This is a genomic window from Micromonospora sp. NPDC006431, from assembly GCF_042870725.1.
Lineage (GTDB): Bacteria > Actinomycetota > Actinomycetes > Mycobacteriales > Micromonosporaceae > Micromonospora.
The window spans coordinates 32,775-53,490 of sequence record NZ_JBIAHQ010000018.1 but is presented as its reverse complement, the minus strand read 5'-3'; the positions used below and the strand labels follow the sequence as shown (position 1 = coordinate 53,490).

At 71.8% G+C, this 20,716-nt stretch carries 22 protein-coding genes; 14 read left to right on the top strand and 8 right to left on the bottom strand.

The genetic code is table 11. The annotated features are described in order from the left end of the window. The first annotated feature begins 112 nt into the window (after positions 1–112). From ACFYM6_RS26225 to ACFYM6_RS26210, 4 genes are read left to right on the top strand one after another with little or no spacing between them, the layout of a single operon-like run. Positions 113–1,228 carry a spermidine/putrescine ABC transporter substrate-binding protein gene (locus ACFYM6_RS26225; RefSeq protein WP_387279643.1) on the top strand — a complete coding sequence of 372 codons (1,116 nt, stop codon included), beginning with the start codon at positions 113–115 and terminating at the stop codon, positions 1,226–1,228. After that, entirely contained in the window at positions 1,225–2,148 is a 924-nt protein-coding gene (locus ACFYM6_RS26220; RefSeq protein WP_387279641.1) for an ABC transporter permease, read from the top strand. The genes ACFYM6_RS26225 and ACFYM6_RS26220 overlap by 4 nt, the downstream gene beginning before the upstream one ends. Continuing rightward, positions 2,141–2,911, top strand: coding sequence for an ABC transporter permease (locus ACFYM6_RS26215; protein WP_387279639.1), 771 nt, complete (start codon positions 2,141–2,143; stop codon positions 2,909–2,911). Before ACFYM6_RS26220 ends, ACFYM6_RS26215 begins: the two co-directional genes overlap by 8 nt. Next, positions 2,908–3,975 (top strand): ABC transporter ATP-binding protein, encoded by a 1,068-nt coding sequence (locus tag ACFYM6_RS26210; protein ID WP_387279637.1) that lies wholly within the window; start codon positions 2,908–2,910, stop codon positions 3,973–3,975. The genes ACFYM6_RS26215 and ACFYM6_RS26210 overlap by 4 nt, the downstream gene beginning before the upstream one ends. A gap of 25 nt (positions 3,976–4,000) precedes the next feature. Here the strand turns inward: ACFYM6_RS26210 and ACFYM6_RS26205 are convergent, their stop codons facing one another. Beyond that, entirely contained in the window at positions 4,001–4,651 is a 651-nt protein-coding gene (locus tag ACFYM6_RS26205; protein WP_073838417.1) for a TetR/AcrR family transcriptional regulator, read from the bottom strand. A gap of 117 nt (positions 4,652–4,768) precedes the next feature. Here ACFYM6_RS26205 and ACFYM6_RS26200 point away from each other — a divergent pair, with 117 nt between their 5' ends. From ACFYM6_RS26200 to ACFYM6_RS26165, 8 genes are all read left to right on the top strand, one after another. Then, complete coding sequence (locus ACFYM6_RS26200) at positions 4,769–6,064, top strand: glycosyltransferase (protein WP_387279635.1); 1,296 nt, start codon at positions 4,769–4,771, stop codon at positions 6,062–6,064. Continuing rightward, positions 6,061–7,500, top strand: a complete 1,440-nt coding sequence (locus ACFYM6_RS26195) for an NAD(P)/FAD-dependent oxidoreductase (RefSeq protein ID WP_387279633.1) — start codon at positions 6,061–6,063, stop codon at positions 7,498–7,500. The genes ACFYM6_RS26200 and ACFYM6_RS26195 overlap by 4 nt, the downstream gene beginning before the upstream one ends. A gap of 9 nt (positions 7,501–7,509) precedes the next feature. Further along, positions 7,510–8,916 carry an aminobutyraldehyde dehydrogenase gene (locus ACFYM6_RS26190; RefSeq protein ID WP_387279631.1) on the top strand — a complete coding sequence of 469 codons (1,407 nt, stop codon included), beginning with the start codon at positions 7,510–7,512 and terminating at the stop codon, positions 8,914–8,916. 284 nt (positions 8,917–9,200) lie between these two features. Then, on the top strand, positions 9,201–10,436 hold the full coding sequence (locus ACFYM6_RS26185) for a Cmx/CmrA family chloramphenicol efflux MFS transporter (protein ID WP_387279630.1): 1,236 nt from the start codon (positions 9,201–9,203) through the stop codon (positions 10,434–10,436). 26 nt (positions 10,437–10,462) lie between these two features. Continuing rightward, a complete protein-coding gene (locus ACFYM6_RS26180; RefSeq protein ID WP_387279628.1) occupies positions 10,463–11,065 on the top strand; it encodes an MBL fold metallo-hydrolase in 603 nt (200 codons plus the stop codon). Positions 11,066–11,220: 155 nt separating this feature from the next. Continuing rightward, positions 11,221–12,672 carry an alpha/beta fold hydrolase gene (locus ACFYM6_RS26175; protein WP_387279627.1) on the top strand — a complete coding sequence of 484 codons (1,452 nt, stop codon included), beginning with the start codon at positions 11,221–11,223 and terminating at the stop codon, positions 12,670–12,672. A gap of 9 nt (positions 12,673–12,681) precedes the next feature. Continuing rightward, positions 12,682–12,996, top strand: coding sequence for a hypothetical protein (locus ACFYM6_RS26170; protein ID WP_387279625.1), 315 nt, complete (start codon positions 12,682–12,684; stop codon positions 12,994–12,996). Positions 12,997–13,229: 233 nt separating this feature from the next. Then, positions 13,230–14,042, top strand: a complete 813-nt coding sequence (locus tag ACFYM6_RS26165; protein ID WP_387279623.1) for a rod shape-determining protein — start codon at positions 13,230–13,232, stop codon at positions 14,040–14,042. 121 nt (positions 14,043–14,163) lie between these two features. Here ACFYM6_RS26165 and ACFYM6_RS26160 read toward each other — a convergent pair whose 3' ends face one another. Continuing rightward, positions 14,164–15,720: a helix-turn-helix domain-containing protein gene (locus ACFYM6_RS26160; protein WP_387279621.1), complete on the bottom strand. Its 1,557-nt coding sequence runs from the start codon at positions 15,718–15,720 to the stop codon at positions 14,164–14,166. A gap of 133 nt (positions 15,721–15,853) precedes the next feature. Here ACFYM6_RS26160 and ACFYM6_RS26155 point away from each other — a divergent pair, with 133 nt between their 5' ends. Then, complete coding sequence (locus ACFYM6_RS26155; RefSeq protein WP_387279619.1) at positions 15,854–17,116, top strand: NAD(P)/FAD-dependent oxidoreductase; 1,263 nt, start codon at positions 15,854–15,856, stop codon at positions 17,114–17,116. A gap of 197 nt (positions 17,117–17,313) precedes the next feature. Then, positions 17,314–17,643, top strand: coding sequence for a TraR/DksA family transcriptional regulator (locus tag ACFYM6_RS26150; protein ID WP_387279617.1), 330 nt, complete (start codon positions 17,314–17,316; stop codon positions 17,641–17,643). A gap of 45 nt (positions 17,644–17,688) precedes the next feature. Here the strand turns inward: ACFYM6_RS26150 and ACFYM6_RS26145 are convergent, their stop codons facing one another. The 6 genes from ACFYM6_RS26145 to ACFYM6_RS26120 all read right to left on the bottom strand — a co-directional run bounded on the left by ACFYM6_RS26145 (position 17,689) and on the right by ACFYM6_RS26120 (position 20,480). Continuing rightward, entirely contained in the window at positions 17,689–18,177 is a 489-nt protein-coding gene (locus tag ACFYM6_RS26145) for a hypothetical protein (RefSeq protein WP_387279615.1), read from the bottom strand. A gap of 3 nt (positions 18,178–18,180) precedes the next feature. Next, positions 18,181–18,384, bottom strand: a complete 204-nt coding sequence (locus ACFYM6_RS26140; RefSeq protein WP_387279613.1) for a rhodanese-like domain-containing protein — start codon at positions 18,382–18,384, stop codon at positions 18,181–18,183. Then, positions 18,384–18,710, bottom strand: a complete 327-nt coding sequence (locus ACFYM6_RS26135) for a hypothetical protein (RefSeq protein ID WP_387279611.1) — start codon at positions 18,708–18,710, stop codon at positions 18,384–18,386. Before ACFYM6_RS26135 ends, ACFYM6_RS26140 begins: the two co-directional genes overlap by 1 nt. 161 nt (positions 18,711–18,871) lie before the next feature. Further along, on the bottom strand, positions 18,872–19,837 hold the full coding sequence (locus ACFYM6_RS26130; protein ID WP_387279610.1) for an NAD(P)-dependent alcohol dehydrogenase: 966 nt from the start codon (positions 19,835–19,837) through the stop codon (positions 18,872–18,874). After that, on the bottom strand, positions 19,834–20,058 hold the full coding sequence (locus ACFYM6_RS26125) for a helix-turn-helix transcriptional regulator (protein ID WP_387279608.1): 225 nt from the start codon (positions 20,056–20,058) through the stop codon (positions 19,834–19,836). Before ACFYM6_RS26125 ends, ACFYM6_RS26130 begins: the two co-directional genes overlap by 4 nt. Then, positions 20,052–20,480 (bottom strand): hypothetical protein, encoded by a 429-nt coding sequence (locus ACFYM6_RS26120; RefSeq protein ID WP_357436295.1) that lies wholly within the window; start codon positions 20,478–20,480, stop codon positions 20,052–20,054. Before ACFYM6_RS26120 ends, ACFYM6_RS26125 begins: the two co-directional genes overlap by 7 nt. Positions 20,481–20,716: the final 236 nt, after the last annotated feature.

The window sequence follows — 20,716 nt, the reverse complement described above, 5'->3', positions numbered from 1 at the left end:
ATTCAGTTTCCGGCGTAAAAAGTCGGCTACAAAAGGCGGCACGAGTCTTGCGCACGTTGACTTGCATTGCAACACTCCGGTGCACTGTCTCGACTCTCGACGGGAGTGCCGAGTGTTGCCGTTCAGAAGTGCCCGGCGTACCGCCGTTTCGGCCGCCCTCGCCGCGGGCCTCGTGCTCGCCGTGGCGGCGTGCGGCGGTGGCTCCGACAACGCCGGCGCCGCCGGCCCGGATGCCCTCGACCCGAACGCGGACCTGAGCAAGCAGAAGCTCACGGTCTCCAACTGGGACGGCTACATGCCGGAGGATCTTCCCGAGAAGTTCAAGACGGCGAAGGGTCCGGCGGTCACCGTCACCAAGCACGCCACCAACGAAGAGATCATGGCGAAGCTGACCGCGGGCGCGGACAGCGGCATCGACGTCGCGTTCGTCTCCGGACAATTCGCCCAGGCGCTGGCCGAGCAGGGCCTGCTCGAGCCGATTCACACCGATCTCGTGCCCAACCTCAAGAACCTCTACCCGGAGGCCGGGCAACTGGCGTACGACAAGGGCAACAAGTTCTCCGTGCCGTACACCTGGGGCACGACCGGCCTGTGCTACCGCACCGACCTGACCGGCTACACCCCCGACAGCTGGGAGGACCTGCTCTCACCCAGGCCGCAGCTGGCCAAGAAGGTGACCATGATGGCCACCGAACGGTGGCTCATGCTGCCGGCCCAGAAGGTGCTCGGCTTCTCGGCGAACACCACCGACGCCGAGCAGCTGGAGCAGGTGAAGCAGAAGCTGCTCACCGCGAAGAAGACGCTGCTGGCCTACGACGACACCACCTTCGGCGACCGGCTCAAGTCGGGCGAGGCCGCCCTGGTCGAGGCGTGGGACGGCTGGTGCCCCACCGACGACCCGAAGATCAAGTTCGTGGTGCCCAAGGAGGGCAGCGACCTCTGGGTGGACACCATGGTGGTCTTGAAGACGTCGAAGAACAAGGAGGCGGCGCACGCCTTCATCAACTACATCCTCGACCCGGGCAACCACTCCTGGGCCGCCGAGAACATCCTCTACAAGGTGCCGAACGCCGCCGCCATGGCCAAGGTCGACACCAAGCTGCTGGACAGCCACCCGGAGCTGAAGACGCCCCCCGCCGAGCTGCTCAAGGGCGAGGTTCCGGTCGACCTGGGTGACGCCGCGCCGGCGTACACCCGGATCGCGACCGAGGTGTCGGCCAGCAAGTGAGCTCAACTCTCACCCCCCAGCGCGCCGCCCGCACGGACGTCGGTCCGGTCGGGCGGCGCGCCGCCCGACGGGAGCGCCTCGCCGGGCGGTTGGCCACCCTCGGACCCGGGCTGGGCTACCTGGCGGTGTTCCTGCTCGTGCCGCTCGCGCTCGTGCTCAGCTACACGCTGTTCCACCGGGGCCGCTTCGGCGGGATCGTGTACGAGGCGTCGACGGACAACTTCACCCGGGTCGCCGACGGGCTCTACCTGGGCGTCATCTGGACCTCGGTGAAGCTGGCCGGGCTCACCACACTGCTCGCGCTGCTGCTCGGCTATCCGACCGCATACCTCATCGCCCGGCTCCCCCGCCGCTGGCGCACGGTGGCGCTCGTCCTCGTGGTCCTGCCGTTCTGGACCAACTTCCTCATCCGCACCTACGCGTGGATCATCCTGCTCAACAGCGAGGGCGTGATCAACCGGACGCTGACCGGGATCGGGGCGATCGACCGGCCGTTGGAGCTGCTCTACACGCCCGGCGCCGTCGTCGGCGGCCTGCTCTACGCCTACCTGCCACTGATGGTCCTGCCGCTGTACTCGGCGATCGAACGGCTCGACCCCCAGCTCCGCGAGGCGTCGGCGAACCTGGGCGCCCGGCCGGTCCGAACCTTCTGGTCGGTGACCCTGCCGCTCACCCTGCCCGGTGTGCTGACCGGCTGTGTCTTCGTGTTCGTGCCCAGCCTGGGCAACTTCGTGGTCCCCGAACTGCTCGGCGGCGGTCGCACGGTGATGGTCGGCAACCTCATCCGCGACCAGTTCCTGAAGGCGCGGGACTGGCCGTTCGGCTCGACCCTGGCGCTCGTCGTGATCGCCCTGCTCATCCTGCTGCTCATGGCCCAGGCGTGGGCGGCGCGACGGCTGGCAGGTGGCAACCGTGCGTAAATTCAGCTGGCTGTACGTCCCGGCGGGCCTGACGTACCTCTTCCTCTACCTGCCGATCGTGGTCCTCGTGGTCATGTCGTTCAACGCCGCCGAAACCCCGTACCGGTGGGACGGGTTCGACACCGCCTGGTACGGACGCCTGTTCGACGACCGGGCGGTGCGCGAGGGACTGATCAACACGCTGGTCGTCGCGGCCGGCGCCACCGCGCTGTCCACGGTCCTCGGTACCCTGCTCGCCGTCGGCCTCGCCCGGTACACGCGGTCGAAGCTGCTCGACGCGATCGCCGTGGCGCCGGCGGTGCTGCCCGACATCGTGCTCGCCATCGGGCTGCTCGCCTTCTACACCGCCGTTCAGTTCACGCTCGGCCTGCACTCGATCCTGCTGGCGCACACGGTGTTCGGCACGGCCTTCGTCGCGGCGGTGGTCCGCACCCGGCTGGCCCACGTCGACGGGTCCCTGGAGGAAGCCTCCCGCGACCTGGGCGCCACGGCGGTGCAGACCTTCGTCCGGATCACGCTGCCGTCGCTCGCCCCGGGCATCATCGCCGGTGCGCTGCTGGCCTTCTCCCTGTCCATCGACGAGTTCGTCATCGCCTTCTTCACCGCCGGCCCGCAGGACCCGACGCTGCCCATCGTGATCTATTCGATGGTGCGTTTCGGCGTCACCCCCGAAATCAACGCCCTGGCCACGCTGCTGCTGGCGGTCAGCTTCACGTTCGTCATCGCGGCCCAGCGCCTGTCCCGCCTCACGGAGTCCCTATGAGCGAGCATCGTGGTGCGCCAGCCGGCGAACCCCTGGTCAGCATCCAGGGTGTCAGCCGCCGCTTCGGCGACGTCCGCGCCCTGGAGCAGGTCAGTCTCGAGATCCGCCAGGGCGAGTTCTTCGCCCTGCTGGGCCCGAGCGGCTGCGGCAAGACGACCCTGCTGCGGATCCTCGCCGGCTTCGAGCACCCGGACAGCGGCTCGGTGACCCTCGACGGCGCCGACCTGCTCGCCGTGGCGCCGCACCGACGGCCGGTCAACCTGATGTTCCAGTCCTACGCGCTGTTCCCGCACATGACCGTGGCCAAGAACATCGCGTACGGGCTGGAGCGCGAAGGGGTGCTGAGGCGGGAGATCCGCGAGCGGGTGGACGAGGTGCTCACCACCGTCGGGCTCACCGGACTGGCCCGCCGTCGCCCGCACCAGCTCTCCGGCGGCCAGCGGCAGCGCGTCGCACTGGCCCGGGCGATCGTGAAGCGGCCCCGGCTGCTGCTGCTCGACGAGCCCCTGTCGGCGCTGGACAAGAAGGTGCGCGCCGAGATGCAGCTGGAACTCAAGCGGTTGCAGCACGAGGTGGGCATCACCTTCGTGGTCGTCACCCACGACCAGGAGGAGGCGATGTCGCTGGCCGACCGGATCGCCGTGATGAGCGAGGGCCGGGTGCGCCAGATCGACGCGCCGGTGCCCCTTTACGAGCGGCCCGCCGACCTGTTCGTGGCGGACTTCATCGGGGCCAACAATCTGATCACCGGCGTGGTCACCACCGACGGGCTGCGGGTGCCGGACGTCGGGGTGCTGCCCTGCCCCGCCGCCCCGGACGCCGTCGGGGCCACCGCGACCCTGGCGGTGCGTCCCGAGCGGGTGCGGCTGGGCGCCGACGGCGGCCTGGTCGGGGTGGTGCGCGACGTGACCTTCTTCGGTGGCACCACGCGGGTGGCGGTGGACGTGACCGGGCTCGACCGGCCGCTGCTGGCCACGATCGCCGGCGCCGCCGCAGTGGGGCTCGGCGACAAGACCCGGGTGGACTGGTCGGGCGCCGACGCCGTGCTGCTCGACCGGGCCTGACCGCCCGGGCGCCATGCCGTCCGCGCTACGCCGTGGCCTTCCGGGCGCGCGGAGGCTTGGCCGGCTCCTCCGGTACGTCCAGCGGGTTGCCGGTGACCAGCCGGGCGTACGACAGGATGAGCTCGACCGCCTCGGCGGCGTGCAGGGTCGGGTGCCGGGCCACGATCCGGTAGCCGTAGGCGTCCTCGAGCGCCACCAGGTTGCGGGCGATGGCCTCCGACGGCACGGCGAGGGTGAACACGCCGTGGGCCGCGCCGAGTTCGAGGATCGTCTGGTACATGGAGACCTGTCGGTCGTAGAGCGTGGTCAGCAGGGCGGCGTAGACCCGGTTACGGCCGGCCGCCCCGCCGAGTTCGCAGAGCAGGCGCACGTCGGCGTCCTCGGCGTCGGTGGGCAGCCCGGAGCGGATCGTCACCACCAGCTTCCGTACCGGGTCGGAGATGCCGGCGATCCGCTTCACCCGCAGCTCGTAGAAGCGTTCCATGCCGGCGTGGTGCGCCTCGAGCAGCAGGTCCCGCAGGTCGGGATAGTGGTAGAGGACCGCGCCGGAGGTGAGGCCCGCCTGTTCGGCCACCTGGTTGAGCAGCACCGTGTCGGTCCCATGCTGGATCATGGCGCGGCGCGCGGCCTCGATGAGGTCCTGGCGGCGCTGGGCGCGGGACTTGCGGGTCTTCATGGGCACCGATCCGAGATACGACGTCAACACTCTCCCGAACACCATAGTGCCTGCGTATTGACGGCCGAGCGAGGAGCTTGTTGAATTTCGATTCAACAGTCACCCCCGGGAGAGTCGATGTCTCAGCTGACGGTTCTGTTCATGCCCGAGAGCGCGTACGGCCCCACCAACAACTGCATCGGCATCGGCGATGTGCTGCGCCGACGCGGGCACCGGGTGGTGTTCGCGGCCGAGGCGTCGTGGCGGGGCAAGCTGACCGCGCTCGGCTTCGAGGAGGACCTGGTCGACCTCGCCCCGCCGCCGGAGAACGCCGAGGAACAGGACGCCGGCCAGTTCTGGAAGGACTTCATCCGCGGCACCGCGCCCGAGTTCCGCAAGCCGACGATCGAGCAGCTCGAGACCTGGGTCAAGCCGGTGTGGGTCGAGCTCATCAACGGCGCGAAGTACTGCCAACCCCGGCTGCTGGACATCATCGACCGGGTACGGCCGGACGTCATCGTCGAGGACAACGTGGTCGCCTTCCCCGCGCTCAACACCGCCGGGGTGCCCTTCGTACGGATCGTCTCCTGCAACCCGCTGGAGATGAAGGGCCAGGACATCGCCCCGGTCTTCTCCGGGTACCCCGCCGCGGACCGGTCGGGCTGGGCGGCGTTCCGGGCCGAGTACGACCGGGTCCACCGTCCCGTGTGGGAGGAGTTCGACGCCTGGGTACGCGAGCAGGGCGCACCGGGCCTGCCCGACCTCGAATTCATCCACGACGGCGACCTCAACCTCTACGTCTACCCAGGCATCGCCGACTACACCGACACCCGGCCGCTCGGCCCGACCTGGCAACGGCTCGAGTCGTCGGTCCGCGAGACCGACGAGGAGTTCAGCATGCCGGCCGAGCTCGCCGACCGGGACGGTGCGCTGATCTACTTCAGCCTCGGTTCGCTCGGCTCCGCCGACGTCGAGCTGATGCGCCGGGTCATCGACTCGCTGGCCAAGACGCCGCACCGCTACATCGTGTCCAAGGGCCCGCTGCACGCCGAGATCGACCTCGCCGAGAACATGTGGGGTGCGGAGTTCGTGCCGCAGACGAAGATCATCCCCGTGGCCGACCTGGTCATCACCCACGGCGGCAACAACACCACCACCGAGGCGTTGCACTTCGGCAAGCCGATGATCGTGCTGCCGCTGTTCTGGGACCAGTACGACAACGCGCAGCGGGTCGACGAACTCGGCTTCGGGGTACGCCTCGACCCGTACCGGTTCACCGACGAGCAGCTGCACGAGGCCATCGAGCGCCTGCTCGGCGACGAGGATCTGCGCGGCCGGCTCGCGGCGCACGGCGCGGCGATCCGGGCCGCCGACGGCCTGCGCCAGGCCGCCGACGCGATCGAGCGGTTGGGTAGCACCGGGGCCCGTCGTTGACGAACTGGTACGCACCGGCCCGCACCGCCACCGGGGCGCGGGCGAGGGCCCGGCAGGCGATCGCCGACGCGGCGCCGGCGAGCTTCTGGACCGACCGTCCGGACCGGCCGGCGCCGCGGGCGCGACTGACCGGCCCGCGCACCGCCGACCTGGTGGTGGTCGGCTGCGGGTTCACCGGCCTGTGGACCGCCATCCTGGCCAAACAGGACAACCCCGCCGCCGACGTGGTGCTGGTGGAGGCCGAGCGGATCGCCTTCGGCGCCTCCGGGCGCAACGGCGGGTTCGTCGCGGACTCGCTCACGCACGGCCTGTCCCACGGCCTGTCGCGGTGGCCCACCGAGATGGACTCGCTGGTCCGCCTCGGCCGGGACAACCTCGCCGCGATCGCCGAGACCGTGCAGGAGTTCGGCATCGACGCCGGGCTGCGATTGTGCGGCAAGACGACCGTCGCGGTCGCCCCCCACCAGGTGGCCGAGCTCGCCGCGCTGGCCGACCTGCACCGGGCGTACGGGGACGACGTCGCGCTGCTCGACGCCGGCCAGGTACGCGCCGACGTGGCCTCACCCACCTACCTCGCGGGCATACGGCTGCGCGGCGCCGGCGGCCTGGTCGACCCGGCCCGACTGGCCTGGGGGTTGGCGCGGGTCGCCGAGTCGCTCGGGGTGACGATCCACGAGAACACCCGGGTCACCGGCTTCGACCGGTCCCGCACTGGCCTCGTGGTCCGGACCAGCGGCGGACCCGTCAGCTGCCGCCAGGTGGTCATCGGGACCAACGCCTATCCCCCGCCGCTGCGACGGCTGCGGCACTGGATCCTGCCGGTCTACGACTACGTCCTCGCCACCGAACCGCTCAGCGACGTGCAGCGAGCACAGCTGGGGTGGCCCGAGGCGCAGGGCCTCACCGACGCCGGTAACCAGTTCCACTACTACCGCCTCACCGACGACAACCGGATCCTGTTCGGTGGCTACGACGCCATCTACTGGTTCGGCAACCGGGTGGACCCGGCCCTCGACCAGCGCGACGCCACTCACCTGCTGCTCGCCGAACACTTCGCGCAGACCTTCCCCCAGCTCGACGGGATCCGGTTCACCCACCGCTGGGGCGGGGTGATCGACTCCACCACCCGGTTCACCCCGATCTTCGGCACCACCCGCGACCGGCGGATCGCCTACGCCGTCGGCTACACCGGACTCGGCGTGGCCGCGTCCCGCTTCGGCGCGCAGGTGGCGCTGGACCTGCTGGCCGGCCGGGACACCGACCGGACCCGGCTGCAGATGGTACGGCGCCGGCCGGTGCCGTTCCCGCCCGAACCGCTGCGGTACCCGGTGGTGGAGCTGACCCGCCGCGCACTCGCCGCGGCGGACGCGCACGACGGGCGCCGGGGGCCGTGGCTACGGCTCCTGGACCGCTTCGGTGTCGGTTTCAACAGCTGAGGAGCGACCGTGGCCATCCTGATCAACCCCGCGACCGGCGCCGTCATCGGCGAGATCGCGGACACCGATCCCGCAGACGTCGCGAAGCGGGTGGCCACCGCCCGGACCGCGTTCGACCAATGGCGGGACGCCACCCCGGTGGACCGCGCGCGGGTCCTGCTGCGCCTGGCCGACCTCGTCGAACGGGACGCGGACGAACTGGCCCGCCTGGAGGTGGAGGAGACCGGGAAACCGGCGTCGGTCATGCGCGACGGCGAGTTGCCGTTCGGCGTGGACAACCTACGATTCTTCGCCGGTGCGGCACGCTCGCTGGACGGGACGGGCGCCGGCACCCTGTCCGCCGGCTACACGTCCCTGCTGGTACGCCGGCCCGTCGGCGTCGTCGGCTCGATCGCGCCGTGGAACTTCCCGCTCATCATGGCGATCTGGAAGATCGCTCCGGCCGTCGCGGCCGGCAACGCGGTAGTCATCAAGCCCGCACCGCAGACCCCCCGCACCACCCTCGCGTTGGCGCGACTGATCGAGGAGGCGGGCGCGCCGGCCGGCCTGGTGCAGGTCGTCACCGGCGCCGCCGAGGTGGGAACCGCCCTGGTCGCGGACCCGGGCGTGGACATGGTCAGCGTCACCGGATCGACCCGGACCGGTCGGGAGGTGATGCGCGGCGCGGTGGCCGGGCTCAAACGGGTACACCTCGAACTCGGCGGGAAGGCCCCGGCGGTCGTCTTCGACGACGCGGACCTGCCCGAGATGGCGTCCGGCGTGGCCATGGGCGCGACGTACAACACGGGCCAGGACTGCACCGCCGCCACCCGGGTCTACGTCCAGCGGTCCGCCTACCGGGACGCGGTCGGCGCGCTCGAGGCGGCCCTGGCCACGGTACGCACCGGCGACCCCTGGTCGGCCGAGACCGACATCGGTCCGCTCATCTCCGCCGACCACCGCGGCCGGGTGGCGAACTTCGTGACCCGCGCCGCGGCCGACGGCGCCACCGTCGCGCTCGGCGGTGCCCCTGCGGACGGGCCCGGGTTCTTCTTCCCACCTACCCTGGTTGTCGACGCCGACCAGCGCAGCGAGATCGTGCAGGGCGAGGTGTTCGGTCCGGTCGTCGTGGTGCTTCCCTTCGACGACGAGGACGACGCGGTACGGCTGGCCAACGACAGCCAGTACGGCCTCGCCTCGTCGGTGTGGACCCGCGACGTCGCGCGGGCCCTGCGGGTCAGCCACCGCCTCGACGTCGGCGTCACCTGGATCAACGACCACCTGCCGATCGCCTCCGAGGCACCACACGGCGGCGTCAAGGGCTCGGGCTTCGGCAAGGACATGAGCCAGGAGGCCGTCGCCGAGTACTCCGTCACCCGACACCTGATGATCAAGCACGCGGCGCCCGCCGCCCGCGACTCCTTCCGGCCAGCCTGACCGCCAAGCGTCCACGGCAAAGCCGGCGCGGGGGGTCTGCCACGTCTCGTCCTGCGGCGAAGAAACGAGGTGCCCGGAGTCGGGTGGGTTGAGTATCGTGTGGGCCATGTCGAGCCCAGAGGCATCCAGGGTGGGGGCTTTCGGTCACCCGTCAGCCCCCTGAACCACTGAAGCCATAGCCCTGCCCCCCGCCGCGCTGGTCGGGGGATGTCAGGAGTTTCTTGGGCCGCTGACCGCGGTGACGAGACGTCTCATCCGATTTCTCGACACCTCGGAGTCACTCGATGCCGTTCCCTCTCTACCTGCTTGCCGTGGCCATCTTCGCCATGGGCACCTCAGAGTTCATGCTCGCCGGCCTGCTGCCGAGCATCGCCGCAAACCTCGACGTTCCCGTCGGAACGGCAGGTCTGCTCACCTCGACCTTCGCGATCGGCATGATTGTCGGCGCGCCGTTGATGGCCGCGCTCGCCCGCCACTGGCCGCAACGCTCGGCGCTGCTCGGATTCATCTGGCTGTTCCTGGCGGCACACGTCCTCGGCGCCGTCACCGGGAGCTTCGCCATTCTGTTGGTGACTCGGGTCGTCGCAGCGCTCGCCAACGCGGGATTCCTGGCGGTCGCACTCACGGCGGCGGCAGGGCTGGTCCCACCGGACCGGAAGGGCCGCGCCCTGGCGGTACTGCTGTCCGGCATCACCGTCGCCACCATCGCCGGGGTCCCCGCCGGCGCCCTGTTGGGCACCTTGCTCGACTGGCGCGCCACCTTCTGGGCCGTGGCCCTGCTGTGCCTGCCCTCGACCCTCGGCGTGCTGCGGGGAATCCCCGCACAAGCGGGACGGCCGGACCGGCCGACCGGACCGGTCCTTCGGGGTGAACTCGCTCAGCTGCGACGTCCGCGACTGGCCCTCGTCATGCTGCTCGGCGCGCTGGTGAATGCGGCAACGTTCGGCACCTTCACCTTCCTCGCCCCCATCGTCACTGACGCCGCCGGACTTGGATCCCTCTGGGTCTCCGCCGTGCTGGTGCTGTTCGGCGTCGGATCCTTCGTCGGCGTCACCACCGCCGGACGGTTGTCGGACCATCGCCCCGGTCTCGTCGTTGCCGTCGGAGGCCCCCTTCTGCTGCTCGGCTGGGTCGCCCTGGCCGTCTCCGCCACCCACCCAGCTGCCCTGCTCGTCCTTGCCTTCATCCAGGGGGCGCTCTCGTTCGCGCTCGGGAGCACGCTCATCGCCCGCGTGCTGTACGAGGCCGCCGGAGCCCCGAGCATGGCCGGCTCGTACGCCACCGCAGCACTCAACGTCGGTGCCGCGGCAGGACCACTCATCGCCGCGGCCACGCTGAACACCGGTTTCGCCGAACGTGGTCCGCTCTGGGCGAGCAGCGTCCTGGTCACGGTGGCACTTCTCCTCGCTCTGCCCTTCCGGCGATTGATCGCGAGTGGCCGACCGACGAGCCAGCCCGGCGACGGCGCAACATCGCCCTCTGCTCCTCCCGCCCGGCAAGGGAGCTGTGATCACCAGTAGGGCGGGCGGCGGGTTAGGGTCGTCGAATGCGGATCACCAAGTACACGCATTCCTGCGTGCGCGTGGAGCACGGCGGCGGGGTGCTGGTGATCGATCCAGGCACCTGGAGCGAGCCGCGCGCGCTCGCGGGCGCGGACGCCGTGCTGGTCACGCACGAGCACACCGACCACGTCGACGTGCTCCGGCTGGCCGGCCTCGGCGTGCCGGTGTACGCGCCGGAGGGCGCGCGACTGCCCGACCCGGCGCCGCTGTCAGTGACTCCGGTCCGCGTCGGGCAGCGGTTCACCGCCGCCGGCTTCCCGGTGACGGCGGTCGGTGGCCGGCACGCGGCCGTGCACGACGGCCAGCCCGGCTGCGCCAACCTCGGCTACCTGGTGGGTGACGGCCTCTACCACCCGGGCGACGCGCTGCACGTGCCGGACGAACCGGTGCAGACCCTGCTGATCCCGGGGCAGGCATCCTGGATGCGACTGGGCGAGGCGATCGAGTTCGCCCAGGCGATCCGGCCACGCCACGCGTACACCATTCACGACGCCCAGATCAACGAGCGCGGCCTGGCCAGTGTCACCGGCTGGCTCACCGAGACCGTTCCCGGCTATCGCCACCTCATCGCGGGCGAGACCGCCTGACCTTCCGACGTGGCGACGACCGGCCGTCATCACCGCCGTTGGAGAGAGTGGACGCCAGGTAGGGGAAGGTTTCCGGGTGTTCCCGGATGTTGACCGGCTCGGCACCAAACGACCATCGAATGGCTTGTTTCCCAAACCAGTCAGGGAGCAATTCGATGACATGGTTCTCCACCCGCCGCGTCCGCTGGGGCGCGTTCCTCGCCGTCGGCGTCCTGTCCGTCGTGGCCGGTGCCACCGGCGTGGCCCGGCCGGCCACGGCCGCCGGCCCCGCGCCGGCCATCGCCTGGGCTCCGTGCGCACCGGACACCACCGCCGAATGCGGCACTCTGTCGGTACCGGTCGACTGGGCCGACCCGGCGGGGCCGAGGTTCGATCTCGCCGTGGCACGCCGCGCGGCCACCGACCCGCTGGCCCGGATCGGCACGCTGGTGTTCGGTCCGGGCGGACCGGGGGACTCCGGCGTGTCGCGGGTGGTGACCGGCATCGGCCGGTTCAGCGACGAGCTGCGTCGCCGGTTCGACATCGTCAGCTTCGACCCGCGCGGAGTGGGCCGCAGCAACCCAGTGATCTGCTCGCCGGAGCTGCTCGCCGGCCGGCCGTCGCCCGCGCTGACCAGCCAGGCCGAGTTCGACGCACTGCTCGCCTACAACCGGCGGCTGCGGGACGACTGCCGGGCCCGGACCGGGCCGGTCTTCGACCACGCAGACACGCTCAGCACTATGCGGGACCTGGACGCGATCCGGGCCGCCCTGGGCGAGGACCGGCTGACGTTCCACGGCAGCTCGTACGGCACCCTGCTGGGCGAGCAGTACGCGGAGGTGTTCCCGCACCGGGTGCGGGCGCTGGTGCTGGAGAGCGCGGTTGACCACAGCCTCGGTACTCGGGGCTTCGTGACCACGCAGGCGGCCGCGGTGCAGGACTCGTTCGACGAGTTCGTGGCCTGGTGCGACCGCGTCGCCGCATGTGCACTGCACGGCCGGGACGTGCGGGCGGTCTGGGCCGACCTGATGGCACGCGCCGAGCGCGGCGAGCTACGCAGCGCGGCCGACCCGGCCGTCCCGGTGACCCCGTTCGATCTCGTGGTGACCGCGCACCGCGGGTTCGCCGGCCCGGCCTGGGCGGACCTGGCAAGCCGGATCGCCGTCATGAGCGCCGGCGGTCCCGCGGCGGTCGCCGGATTCCCGCCGCTGGTGACCGCGGCCTTCTGCGCCGACTGGAGTCTCCCGGTGCGCGACTATCGGCAGTACGCCGACCTGCTGCGCCGCGCCGCCCGGGTCGCGCCCGACATGCGGTATCCGGCGTCTCTGTGGGCGGTCGCCGCGTGCCTGGGCTGGCCGCAGCCGGTCGCCAATCCCCAGCACCGGCTGAAGGTAGGCGGCACCCCGCCGCTCCTGATGATCAACAGCCGACACGACCCGGCCAGTGGCTACAACTGGGCGCTGCACGTGCAGCGGCAGCTCGCTGACCGTGGCGTGCTGGTGACGTACGAGGGCTGGGGCCACGGTGCCTACACCCGCAGCGCCTGCACCACCGGCGTGGTCGACGACTACCTGATCTCGGTGCGCACGCCGGCCCCCGGCACGACCTGCCCGGCGGTCGTGCCCTGATCGGCGGCGGTGCGGATCGCCAACCGGCGGCACACCAACGGGCGCAGCCGCCACGACGGCGTTCGGGATCGCTCGTGGTCCGACGGGCACGGTGGCGTGTTGGGCTATGGTGTCGCGATGCGGGTCCATGACGGGCGACAGGTGGTCGAGCAGCGCAGGCTGCCGATCCTGGTCGTGGCCGCCGTGCTCGCCGCGTTGGTGTCTGCCACCGACCGCGTCGTCGGAATGTGCATCGTCTTCCGGCTGGCGAAGCGGTCGATCCCGGGATGCGTGCCGGTGTGGTCGGCCGATCGGGCACCGCCGCGCGTGCTCGGCATCGCCTGATCTCCCCCGACACCCTGCCGGTCCGGGACCGGCACCTTTCCTGGAAGGCACCATGTCCGCGCCCCTCGCTGCCTGTCTGACGGCTGATCGCCCGATCCGCCGCGCCTGTCCGCCGGTGCTCCGGCGGCGTCAGGTGACCAGCTCCGTCACCCGGCGCCGCGCCGTGAGCCCGGACCGGCTCGACGGTCGCCGTGCGCCTGCGGGCGACGTCACCACTCTCGAGGGGTGGTGACATGTTGACCCCGGGGGCGTACGCCCGTCGCGGGCTGCGGCACATGCTCGCCATCGACCTGGGCACGGCGACCGTACGGCTCTGGTCGCCCACCCTCGGGCAGGTGATCGAGGAGCCCACGGTGGTGGCCTGGGGACCGCCCGGTTCGCGACGGGCCGTGGGCCGTGCCGCCCTGGACCGGGCCACCCATGACGACGCTCCCCTCGTGTGGCCGGTGCGTGCCGGCGTCATGGACAACTACCCGGCCTGCGTGCATCTGCTGCGCGTCCTGGTCACCGCCAACGACCTGGCCTGCCGTCCCCACACGCCGGTGCTGGTGGGGGTGCCGGCCACCGCGACGCTCCGGCAGCAGAACCTGGTCCGGGCAGCGGTCCGCCGGGCGACCGGCGGCCGGGTCACCGTGGTGGAGGAACCCCTGGCGGCAGCGCTCGCCTGCCGGATCGACCTCGCCAGGACCGACGACGTGGTCGTCGTCGACATCGGCCACGGCCGTACGGAAGTCGTCCGTGTCGCCTCCGGCACGGTAACCGCCGCCGAGCGCGTCGACGTCGCCAACGCGGTCGATCAGGTGCCCGCCATCGCCGCGGTGGTCCGCCGGTTCACCCCACGGGCGCACCGGGTTGGTCCCCGACGGCTGCTGATCACCGGCGGCGGGGCGATCCCCGGCGTGGCCGCCCGCCTCGCCGCCCTCACCAACCGGTCCGTCACCATGCCGGCGAACGTCCGGCTGGCCACCATCCAGGGGCTCACGATGCTCCTGACCACCGGGCAGGACCACCCAACGGGCAGCACACCCGGCCCGCCCGGGCAGTGACGGCGCAGGTGTGCCCGGACCGGATGCGACGGGACCAAGGAGGGACGTGAACCTCAGCGCGGCGACTCGTGATCGTTTCCCGGCCGCCGGGTGACGACACCGCGCGCCCTGGAGCCGGCGGTCAGGACCCGGGGCGCAGCGCCGCGAGCTGGATCTGCAGCGCCAGCCGGGTTCGCGGCGACTCGAGGTCGAGGTGGACGACCTCGGCGAGGCGGCGCAGGCGGTGCCGCAGCGTGTTGGGGTGTACGTGCAGCTGCTGGGCGGCCTTCCTCGGGTCACCCTGTTGTTCGAGCCAGGCGGCGACCGTGGTGACGTAGTCGGTGCCGTGCTTGCGGTCGTGGGCCACCAGGTCGGGCAGCGGCCCGCCGACCAGCAGGTCCTCCTGCGGCACGGTGCTGACCACGCGGTGTACGACGACCTCGGCCCAGGCGTCCTCGAACCGCAGCACGGATCCTCGCTGCCGGGTCGCGCCGTGCAGGGCGAGCAGCTCGGCCGCCTCGGCGCGTGATCGCGGCAGGTCGGCCAGCTCCGTGGCGACGCCGCCGGACGCCGCGCGAAGCCCTGGGTCGTGCACGGCGATGTCGCGGATCAGCCGTTCCAGCCACCGCCAGGAGCCGGGCAGCGCGCCCTGGTCGACCACGACCGCGAACAGGACATCTCCCACGTCCGCGAGCAGTGGCTGGCGCCACCCGTGCCGGCGGCTGATCGACTCCCACAGGGCCAGGTTGTGCACCATCTCCCCGGTCCCGCCGTGCGCCCCGAGCGCGACCGCCCGCCACGGCCCCGTGGGGAGGCCCAGTTCCTCCCGGCCCGTCCGGGCCGGGGCCCGCAGGGCGGCCCTGAGCCGGTCGGCCGACACCCGGCGGGCGACGTCGGCCTGCACCCGGAGGCGGAGCAGGTGCAACGCCAGCACGGACGCCGCGCCCTGGAGATCGCGGAGGCGCTCGTCCGGCAGCGGCCCCTCCACGACGGCCCAGATCGAGCCCAGCAGCTCACCTCCGGCGCGAATCGGGATCACGAGCCGGGGCAGCGTCCCGTCCGGGCCCTGCGGCACGAAGACCAGCTGGCTGCCCGTGGCGAGCTTGCGGAAGACGCCCCGGGACCGGAAGTGCGCGATCACATCGCCGGGGACGCGTCGCCCGACGATGGTCGACACGCGCGCCGGGTCGGTGCGGTCCTGCCGCGACGAGTAGGCGAGCACCCGGTACTGGGCATCCTCGATCGTCACGGGCGCGTCGACGATGGCGGCGGTCGCGTCGGCGAGGGCGAACAGTTCGTCGTACACCCCGGTTTCGCCGGTCTCCGGCGAGCCCGGCGCGGCGGCCCTGTCGATCACCCCGCGGAGCAGCCAGACCAGCTGGGCCCACGATCCGTGGCTCTGCAGCTCGACCAGGGTCACCTTGCGCTCGGCGGCGGACGACGTGACGTCGGGGTGTGCGGCCAGCGGAGGCTTGAGGACGAGGCCGGCGGCCGCGGCGTCCGCGCAGCGGTCGATGACGGCGAGCGCCTGGTCCGGGGTGGCGACGCCCGCGCCGAGGACGAGGTCCCCGCTCTGGCCGGTCGGTGTTTCGTCGAGCTCGGCGAGGGTCACGTCGCGCACCTCCGCCTCGCCGGCGGGGATGACGACCTTGAGCAACGCGGCGCCGACCGCGTCCACGATGCCAGCCACGGTGATCATCACCCGATTGTGCCTCGGCATTGTTCGTTTCGCCCAATCGCCAGGACCAGCATTGGCCTGGCAGAACAATGACGTCCCGGCGCGGCACAGCCAGGATTGGCGCCGATCCCCCATTGCCGTGAAGGAGACAACGATGCCCGCCATCGAGCCCACGCCCGCCCCTCAACGCGTCGCCGTCATCGGCGCGGGGATGGTCGGGCTGGCCACCGCCTGGTTCCTGCAGGAACGGGGGGTCCAGGTCACCGTGCTCGACCGGACGGGCGTGGCGGCCGGCGCGTCGTGGGGCAACGCGGGCTGGCTCACCCCCGGCATCACCACTCCCCTGCCGGAGCCGGCGGTGCTCCGCTACGGGCTGCGCGCCGTCCTGAGCCCGTCGTCGCCGGTCTACGTGCCGCCGCGCGCGGACGCCCGGCTCCTGCGGTTCCTGGCGGGCTTCACCCGGCACAGCACCGCAGCGAAGTGGCGGACCGCGATGCGGGCCTACATTCCGATGAACCGGCGCGCGTTCGAGGCGTTCGACGCCCTGGCGGCCGGCGGGGTCCAGTCGATGACGCACGAGGCGAAGTCGTTCGTCGCGGCCTACCGGACCGAGGCCGAACGGTCGGTCCTGCTGGACGAGCTGGGGCACATCCACTCCGCCGGGCAGGAGATCGAGTTCGACGTCCTGACCGGGGCCGAGGCGCGTGAGGTGGAGCCCTCGCTGTCCGACACCATCGGCGCCGCGATCCGCCTGCACGGCCAGCGGTTCATCAACCCCGGCGAGTACGTGCACGCGCTCGCCGACTCCGTTCGCGCCCGGGGGGCCTCGCTGGTGACCGCGTCGGCCGTCGTCGGCGTGCACGACGAGGGATCGGGGGTCCGGGTGGTGACCTCCGCCGGCGCGGACGAGCGCTATGACGCGGTGGTGCTGGCAACCGGAACCTGGCTCGGTGAGCTGGGCCGGCGGTTCGGGGTCCGGACCGTCGTGCAGGCCGGTCGCGGCTACAGCTTCAGCATCCCGATCGAGCACGTTCCGTCCGGTCCGGTGTACTTCCCGGCGCAGCGCGTCGCGTGCACGCCTCTGGGCGACCGGCTGCGCGTCGCGGGGATGATGGAGTTCCGCAGTGCCGAGGCGCCCCTGGACCGTCGCCGGGTCCTGGCCATCGCCGAGGCGGCACGACCGCTGCTGCGCGGCGCCGACCTGGACGCCCGCACCGACGAGTGGGTCGGGTCGCGCCCGTGCACCCCGGACGGGCTGCCGCTGATCGGCCGGACCCGGTCACCGCGGGTCTTCGCCGCCGGTGGCCACGGCATGTGGGGCATCACCCTCGGCCCGCTCACCGGCGACCTGCTCGCCGAGCAGATCACCACCGGTCGCCAGCCCGCCGAGCTGGGCCCCTTCGACCCCCTGCGCTGATGGGTCACCTCGTCGTGTCGGCGGTCGCTCGCGGCCGCCGGGGCAAGGTCACGCCGATCGCCGCGCCGCCGACCCGGTGGCAACGCGCCCGGCGCCGCCCGCCATCACGACGGCCGACACGCTGATGACCGGCCCCAGCGGGCGGAGCGCCACGGCGCTCCGCCCGCTTTCATTTTTGGAAGGAAGCGATCGTGTACATGGTGAGCAGGCAGGACGAGCTCGGTGTGCTGCGGATCGTCCTGGAGGAGCAGTACGAGCGGCACAGCACCCAGCTGGCACTGCTGGCCCGGCAGGCCCGCCAGCTGCCCGGTGACCGGACGGACCTTGAGGCCGCGTCCGCGTTGACCGCCGCGTCGCGACGGGCGCTGGGCGACATCGCCCGGGCGCTGCACTACCTGGAACAGGGCCGCTACGGAACCTGCGAGGAGTGCCGCGGCGACATCCCCATCGAGCGGCTGGCGCTTCGGCCGGCGACCCGGTTCTGCACCACGTGCCAACCCGAACCTCACCACCAAGGCCGCCCGTAGCAGGCGCGTCGCTCGCGGACGAGTGGCGGAGGCAGCTTCCGCGCATCAGCGAGAAGGTGAGCCGGTCGTTCCGGTCAGGTCATCTCGGTGAACCGTGCCCAGCAAGTGGCCTTCCGGATCGGTGATGATCGCGTAGGTGAGGTGGTGGTCGCGCAGGTGGGACTCGACGGCGGCCAGGGCTACGTGGGGGCGCAGCGTCGAGGGGCCGGACTCCATCGCCTCGTGGGCCGCCGCGGTGTCGGGGGCGGCTTCGAGGGCGGCGTGCCGGAGTCGGCCGAGCAGAGTACGGTCACCGGCGACAACGAAGGCGAATCGGTACGGAGAGGCGTCGACGCGGGCCCGAACGGCAGCGATCGCCTCCTCTGGGCCTGCGGTGGGCACATCCTGGCGCAGGCAGCTACCGGCGGTAGGTGAGCTGGCCGCAGCGCCCTCGATGGGCAGGTTGTGCGCAAGCCAGTCCACCTTGCCGGCCGCATAGTCGTAGACGTCGGTGAATCCGAGGGACTCGAGCCGGCACGCGGCTCGTGGGCTCACGTCTCAAAGGCCGTCCCAGCAGTAGACGACGATCGGGCGGGAGCGGTCGAGGTCTGCGGTCATGTGGGGGCTGATGGTCTTGAGGGGGATGTTGCGCGCGCCGGGCAGATGCTGGTCGGCGTACTCCGCCGCGGGCAACACCTCGATGAGCTGGGCACCCGCGTCAAGCAGCGCACGCAGCCGCGGCAACTCGATCCGGGTGACCATCAGCCGGCCGTCAACGCGGCCCCCCGGCGCTGCAGGGCGGCCAGGATCCACTCATCGGGCGGGGTACCACGAACACCATCCGGGGTCGGATAGAGCCGACACTGCAGGCCGTAGTCCGTGCGGTGCGTGGCCGTCGGGTCGACGTCCACGCCGTCGATCCGCAGCGTCGGCGAGCCGAGGAAACGGTGCGCCTGGGCGTCGATGTCAGTCTCCACCGCCTGCTCGTGGATCGGATCATCCAGTCCAGCGGCGTCGAGCAGCGCCCGCAGGCGCGGCACGAAGACCTCGTGGCTCGGGCAGCCGTCGAAATACAACACCTCGATCACGCTCGCCCTCCCCTTCAGGTGCCCGCCCTTCTCGCCGGCTTACCGGCGTCGCCCCGCGGACCCGACTTTAGTGGCAACGCGCCCATCGCGTACCGGATCGGGGACGGGTAACCCGGCCGTCTTCGGCACCGCATGGCACCGGCGTCGGCATGGGCCGGCGGTCAGCGGATGATCACGGCCTTCCCGGTCGCGTGGCCGCCCTTGAGGTGACGGATGGCGTCGGGGGCGCCGGCGAGCGGCCAGGTCCGGTCGACGAGCGGGGTGAGCCGGCCGGCGTCGATGAGCTCGGTCAGCGCCGCCAGGTTGTCGCTGCTCTCCTTCGCGACCAGCGGCACCAGCCGCTGCCCGACCCACGGCGACAGGGCCAGCGCCCGCAGCTGCCGGTCGAAGCCCTGCAGCCACTTCCCGGCGCGCGCCTCGCCGCCGACGAGGACCAGTGTGCCCTTCGGGGCGAGCACCCGGCGCAGCCGGGACAGCGGCCGGTTGCCGGCGGTGTCGATGACGGCGTCGTAGCGGCGGTCGGGAAGGTCGGCTCGGGTGTAGTCGACGACCTCGTCGGCACCGAGTCCGCGTACCAGGTCGAGCTTGGCGGGGCCGCAGACGCCGGTGACGTGCGCGCCGGCGGTCTTGGCGAGCTGGACGGCGTAGGAGCCGACGCCGCCGCCGGCGCCGATGACCAGGACGCGCTGACCGGGGCGTACCCGGGCGGCGTCGCGGACGGCGGTGAGTGCGGTCTGCCCGGAGACCGGGACGGCGGCGGCCTGCGCGAAGCTGAGGGTGGCGGGCTTCGGGGCGAGCCGGTCGGCGGACGCGACGGTGTACTCGGCGAAGGAGCCGGCGCCGGTGCCGAACACCTCGTCGCCGGGGGTGAACCCGGCGACTCCGGATCCGACGGCGGCGACCACGCCGGCCAGGTCCATGCCGCGGACGCGGTTGCGGGGTCGGCGCAGCCCGCAGCCGAGGCGTACCGGGTAGGGCAGGCCGGTCATCAGGTGCCAGACGCCCGGGTCGATGCCGGCCGCGCGGACCTGGACCAGCACCTGGCCGGCGCCGGCCGACGGTACGTCGATGTCGGCGAGGCGGAGCACGTCGGCCGAGCCGTAGCGGTCCTGCACGATCGCCTTCACGATTCCTCCTGCGGATACTCGAACACGTCGGTGAGGGGCACGCCGAACACGGCGGCGATCTGGAAGGCCATCTCCAGCGACGGCGAGTAGCGACCCTGCTCGATGGCGATGACGGTCTGCCGGGTGACGCCGATCCGGCGGGCCAACTCGGCCTGGGTCATCTCGTCGTGCGCGAACCGCAACGCCCGAATGGAGTTGGTGATCCGGGTCGGCTTCACCACGACTGGAACCCCCGCCGGTAGGCGACGATCTTCGCGGCCGAGCCGACCACCGCGGAGAGCACGAAGCCCAGGTAGATGACGTTGGCGATCCAGAACTGGTCCCAGTCGGCCAGGGCCATGGCCAGCGCCGCGACGCCGCCGACGATCAGGAAGGACTGGCCGATGTGGTCACCGAGCCGGTGGATCTCCCGGTCCCGCTGGTCCTTCTCGTTGGCGCCCTCGGGCGAGACGGCCGAGACGACGATGTGCAGGGCGATCGACGCCACGATCGACCCGGCCACCGTCGCCAGCAGCGGGCCCGCATAGGAGACGTCCGCGAGTGGGTCACCGTCCGCGCGCCCGAGAACGATCACCACGTACGCGGCATAGGCGGCAACCGCCACCAGCCCCATGATCCAGGCGCGCTTCTCCTCGAACGCCATCGACCCCTCCCCGAGGTAAAGAATTCTTGACACGACCGAGTGTCAAGCACAGTCGACACGGTGTCAAGAATTCTTTACCCCTCCAAGGAGGTCGGCCCCGGCCGCTCCCAGCGCTACCAACGGCGCCCGAGGTACGCCGCACCGTCAAGGCGATGCGATCATGGCGGCTCGGCCATCCGGCCGGTCGGGGTTACGGAGGGTGGCTGCTCTCGTGCCGCAAACCCGCGAGCTCGCAC

Coding starts and splice junctions, on each gene's coding strand:
- ACFYM6_RS26185 (WP_387279630.1), top strand. CDS start 9,201: ATGCCGTTCCCTCTCTACCTGCTTGCCGTGGCCATCTTCGCCATGGGC.
- ACFYM6_RS26120 (WP_357436295.1), bottom strand. CDS start 20,480: ATGGCGTTCGAGGAGAAGCGCGCCTGGATCATGGGGCTGGTGGCGGTT.
- ACFYM6_RS26200 (WP_387279635.1), top strand. CDS start 4,769: ATGTCTCAGCTGACGGTTCTGTTCATGCCCGAGAGCGCGTACGGCCCC.
- ACFYM6_RS26155 (WP_387279619.1), top strand. CDS start 15,854: ATGCCCGCCATCGAGCCCACGCCCGCCCCTCAACGCGTCGCCGTCATC.
- ACFYM6_RS26160 (WP_387279621.1), bottom strand. CDS start 15,720: ATGATCACCGTGGCTGGCATCGTGGACGCGGTCGGCGCCGCGTTGCTC.
- ACFYM6_RS26180 (WP_387279628.1), top strand. CDS start 10,463: ATGCGGATCACCAAGTACACGCATTCCTGCGTGCGCGTGGAGCACGGC.
- ACFYM6_RS26175 (WP_387279627.1), top strand. CDS start 11,221: ATGACATGGTTCTCCACCCGCCGCGTCCGCTGGGGCGCGTTCCTCGCC.
- ACFYM6_RS26210 (WP_387279637.1), top strand. CDS start 2,908: ATGAGCGAGCATCGTGGTGCGCCAGCCGGCGAACCCCTGGTCAGCATC.
- ACFYM6_RS26165 (WP_387279623.1), top strand. CDS start 13,230: ATGTTGACCCCGGGGGCGTACGCCCGTCGCGGGCTGCGGCACATGCTC.
- ACFYM6_RS26140 (WP_387279613.1), bottom strand. CDS start 18,384: ATGGTCACCCGGATCGAGTTGCCGCGGCTGCGTGCGCTGCTTGACGCG.
- ACFYM6_RS26205 (WP_073838417.1), bottom strand. CDS start 4,651: ATGAAGACCCGCAAGTCCCGCGCCCAGCGCCGCCAGGACCTCATCGAG.
- ACFYM6_RS26150 (WP_387279617.1), top strand. CDS start 17,314: ATGGTGAGCAGGCAGGACGAGCTCGGTGTGCTGCGGATCGTCCTGGAG.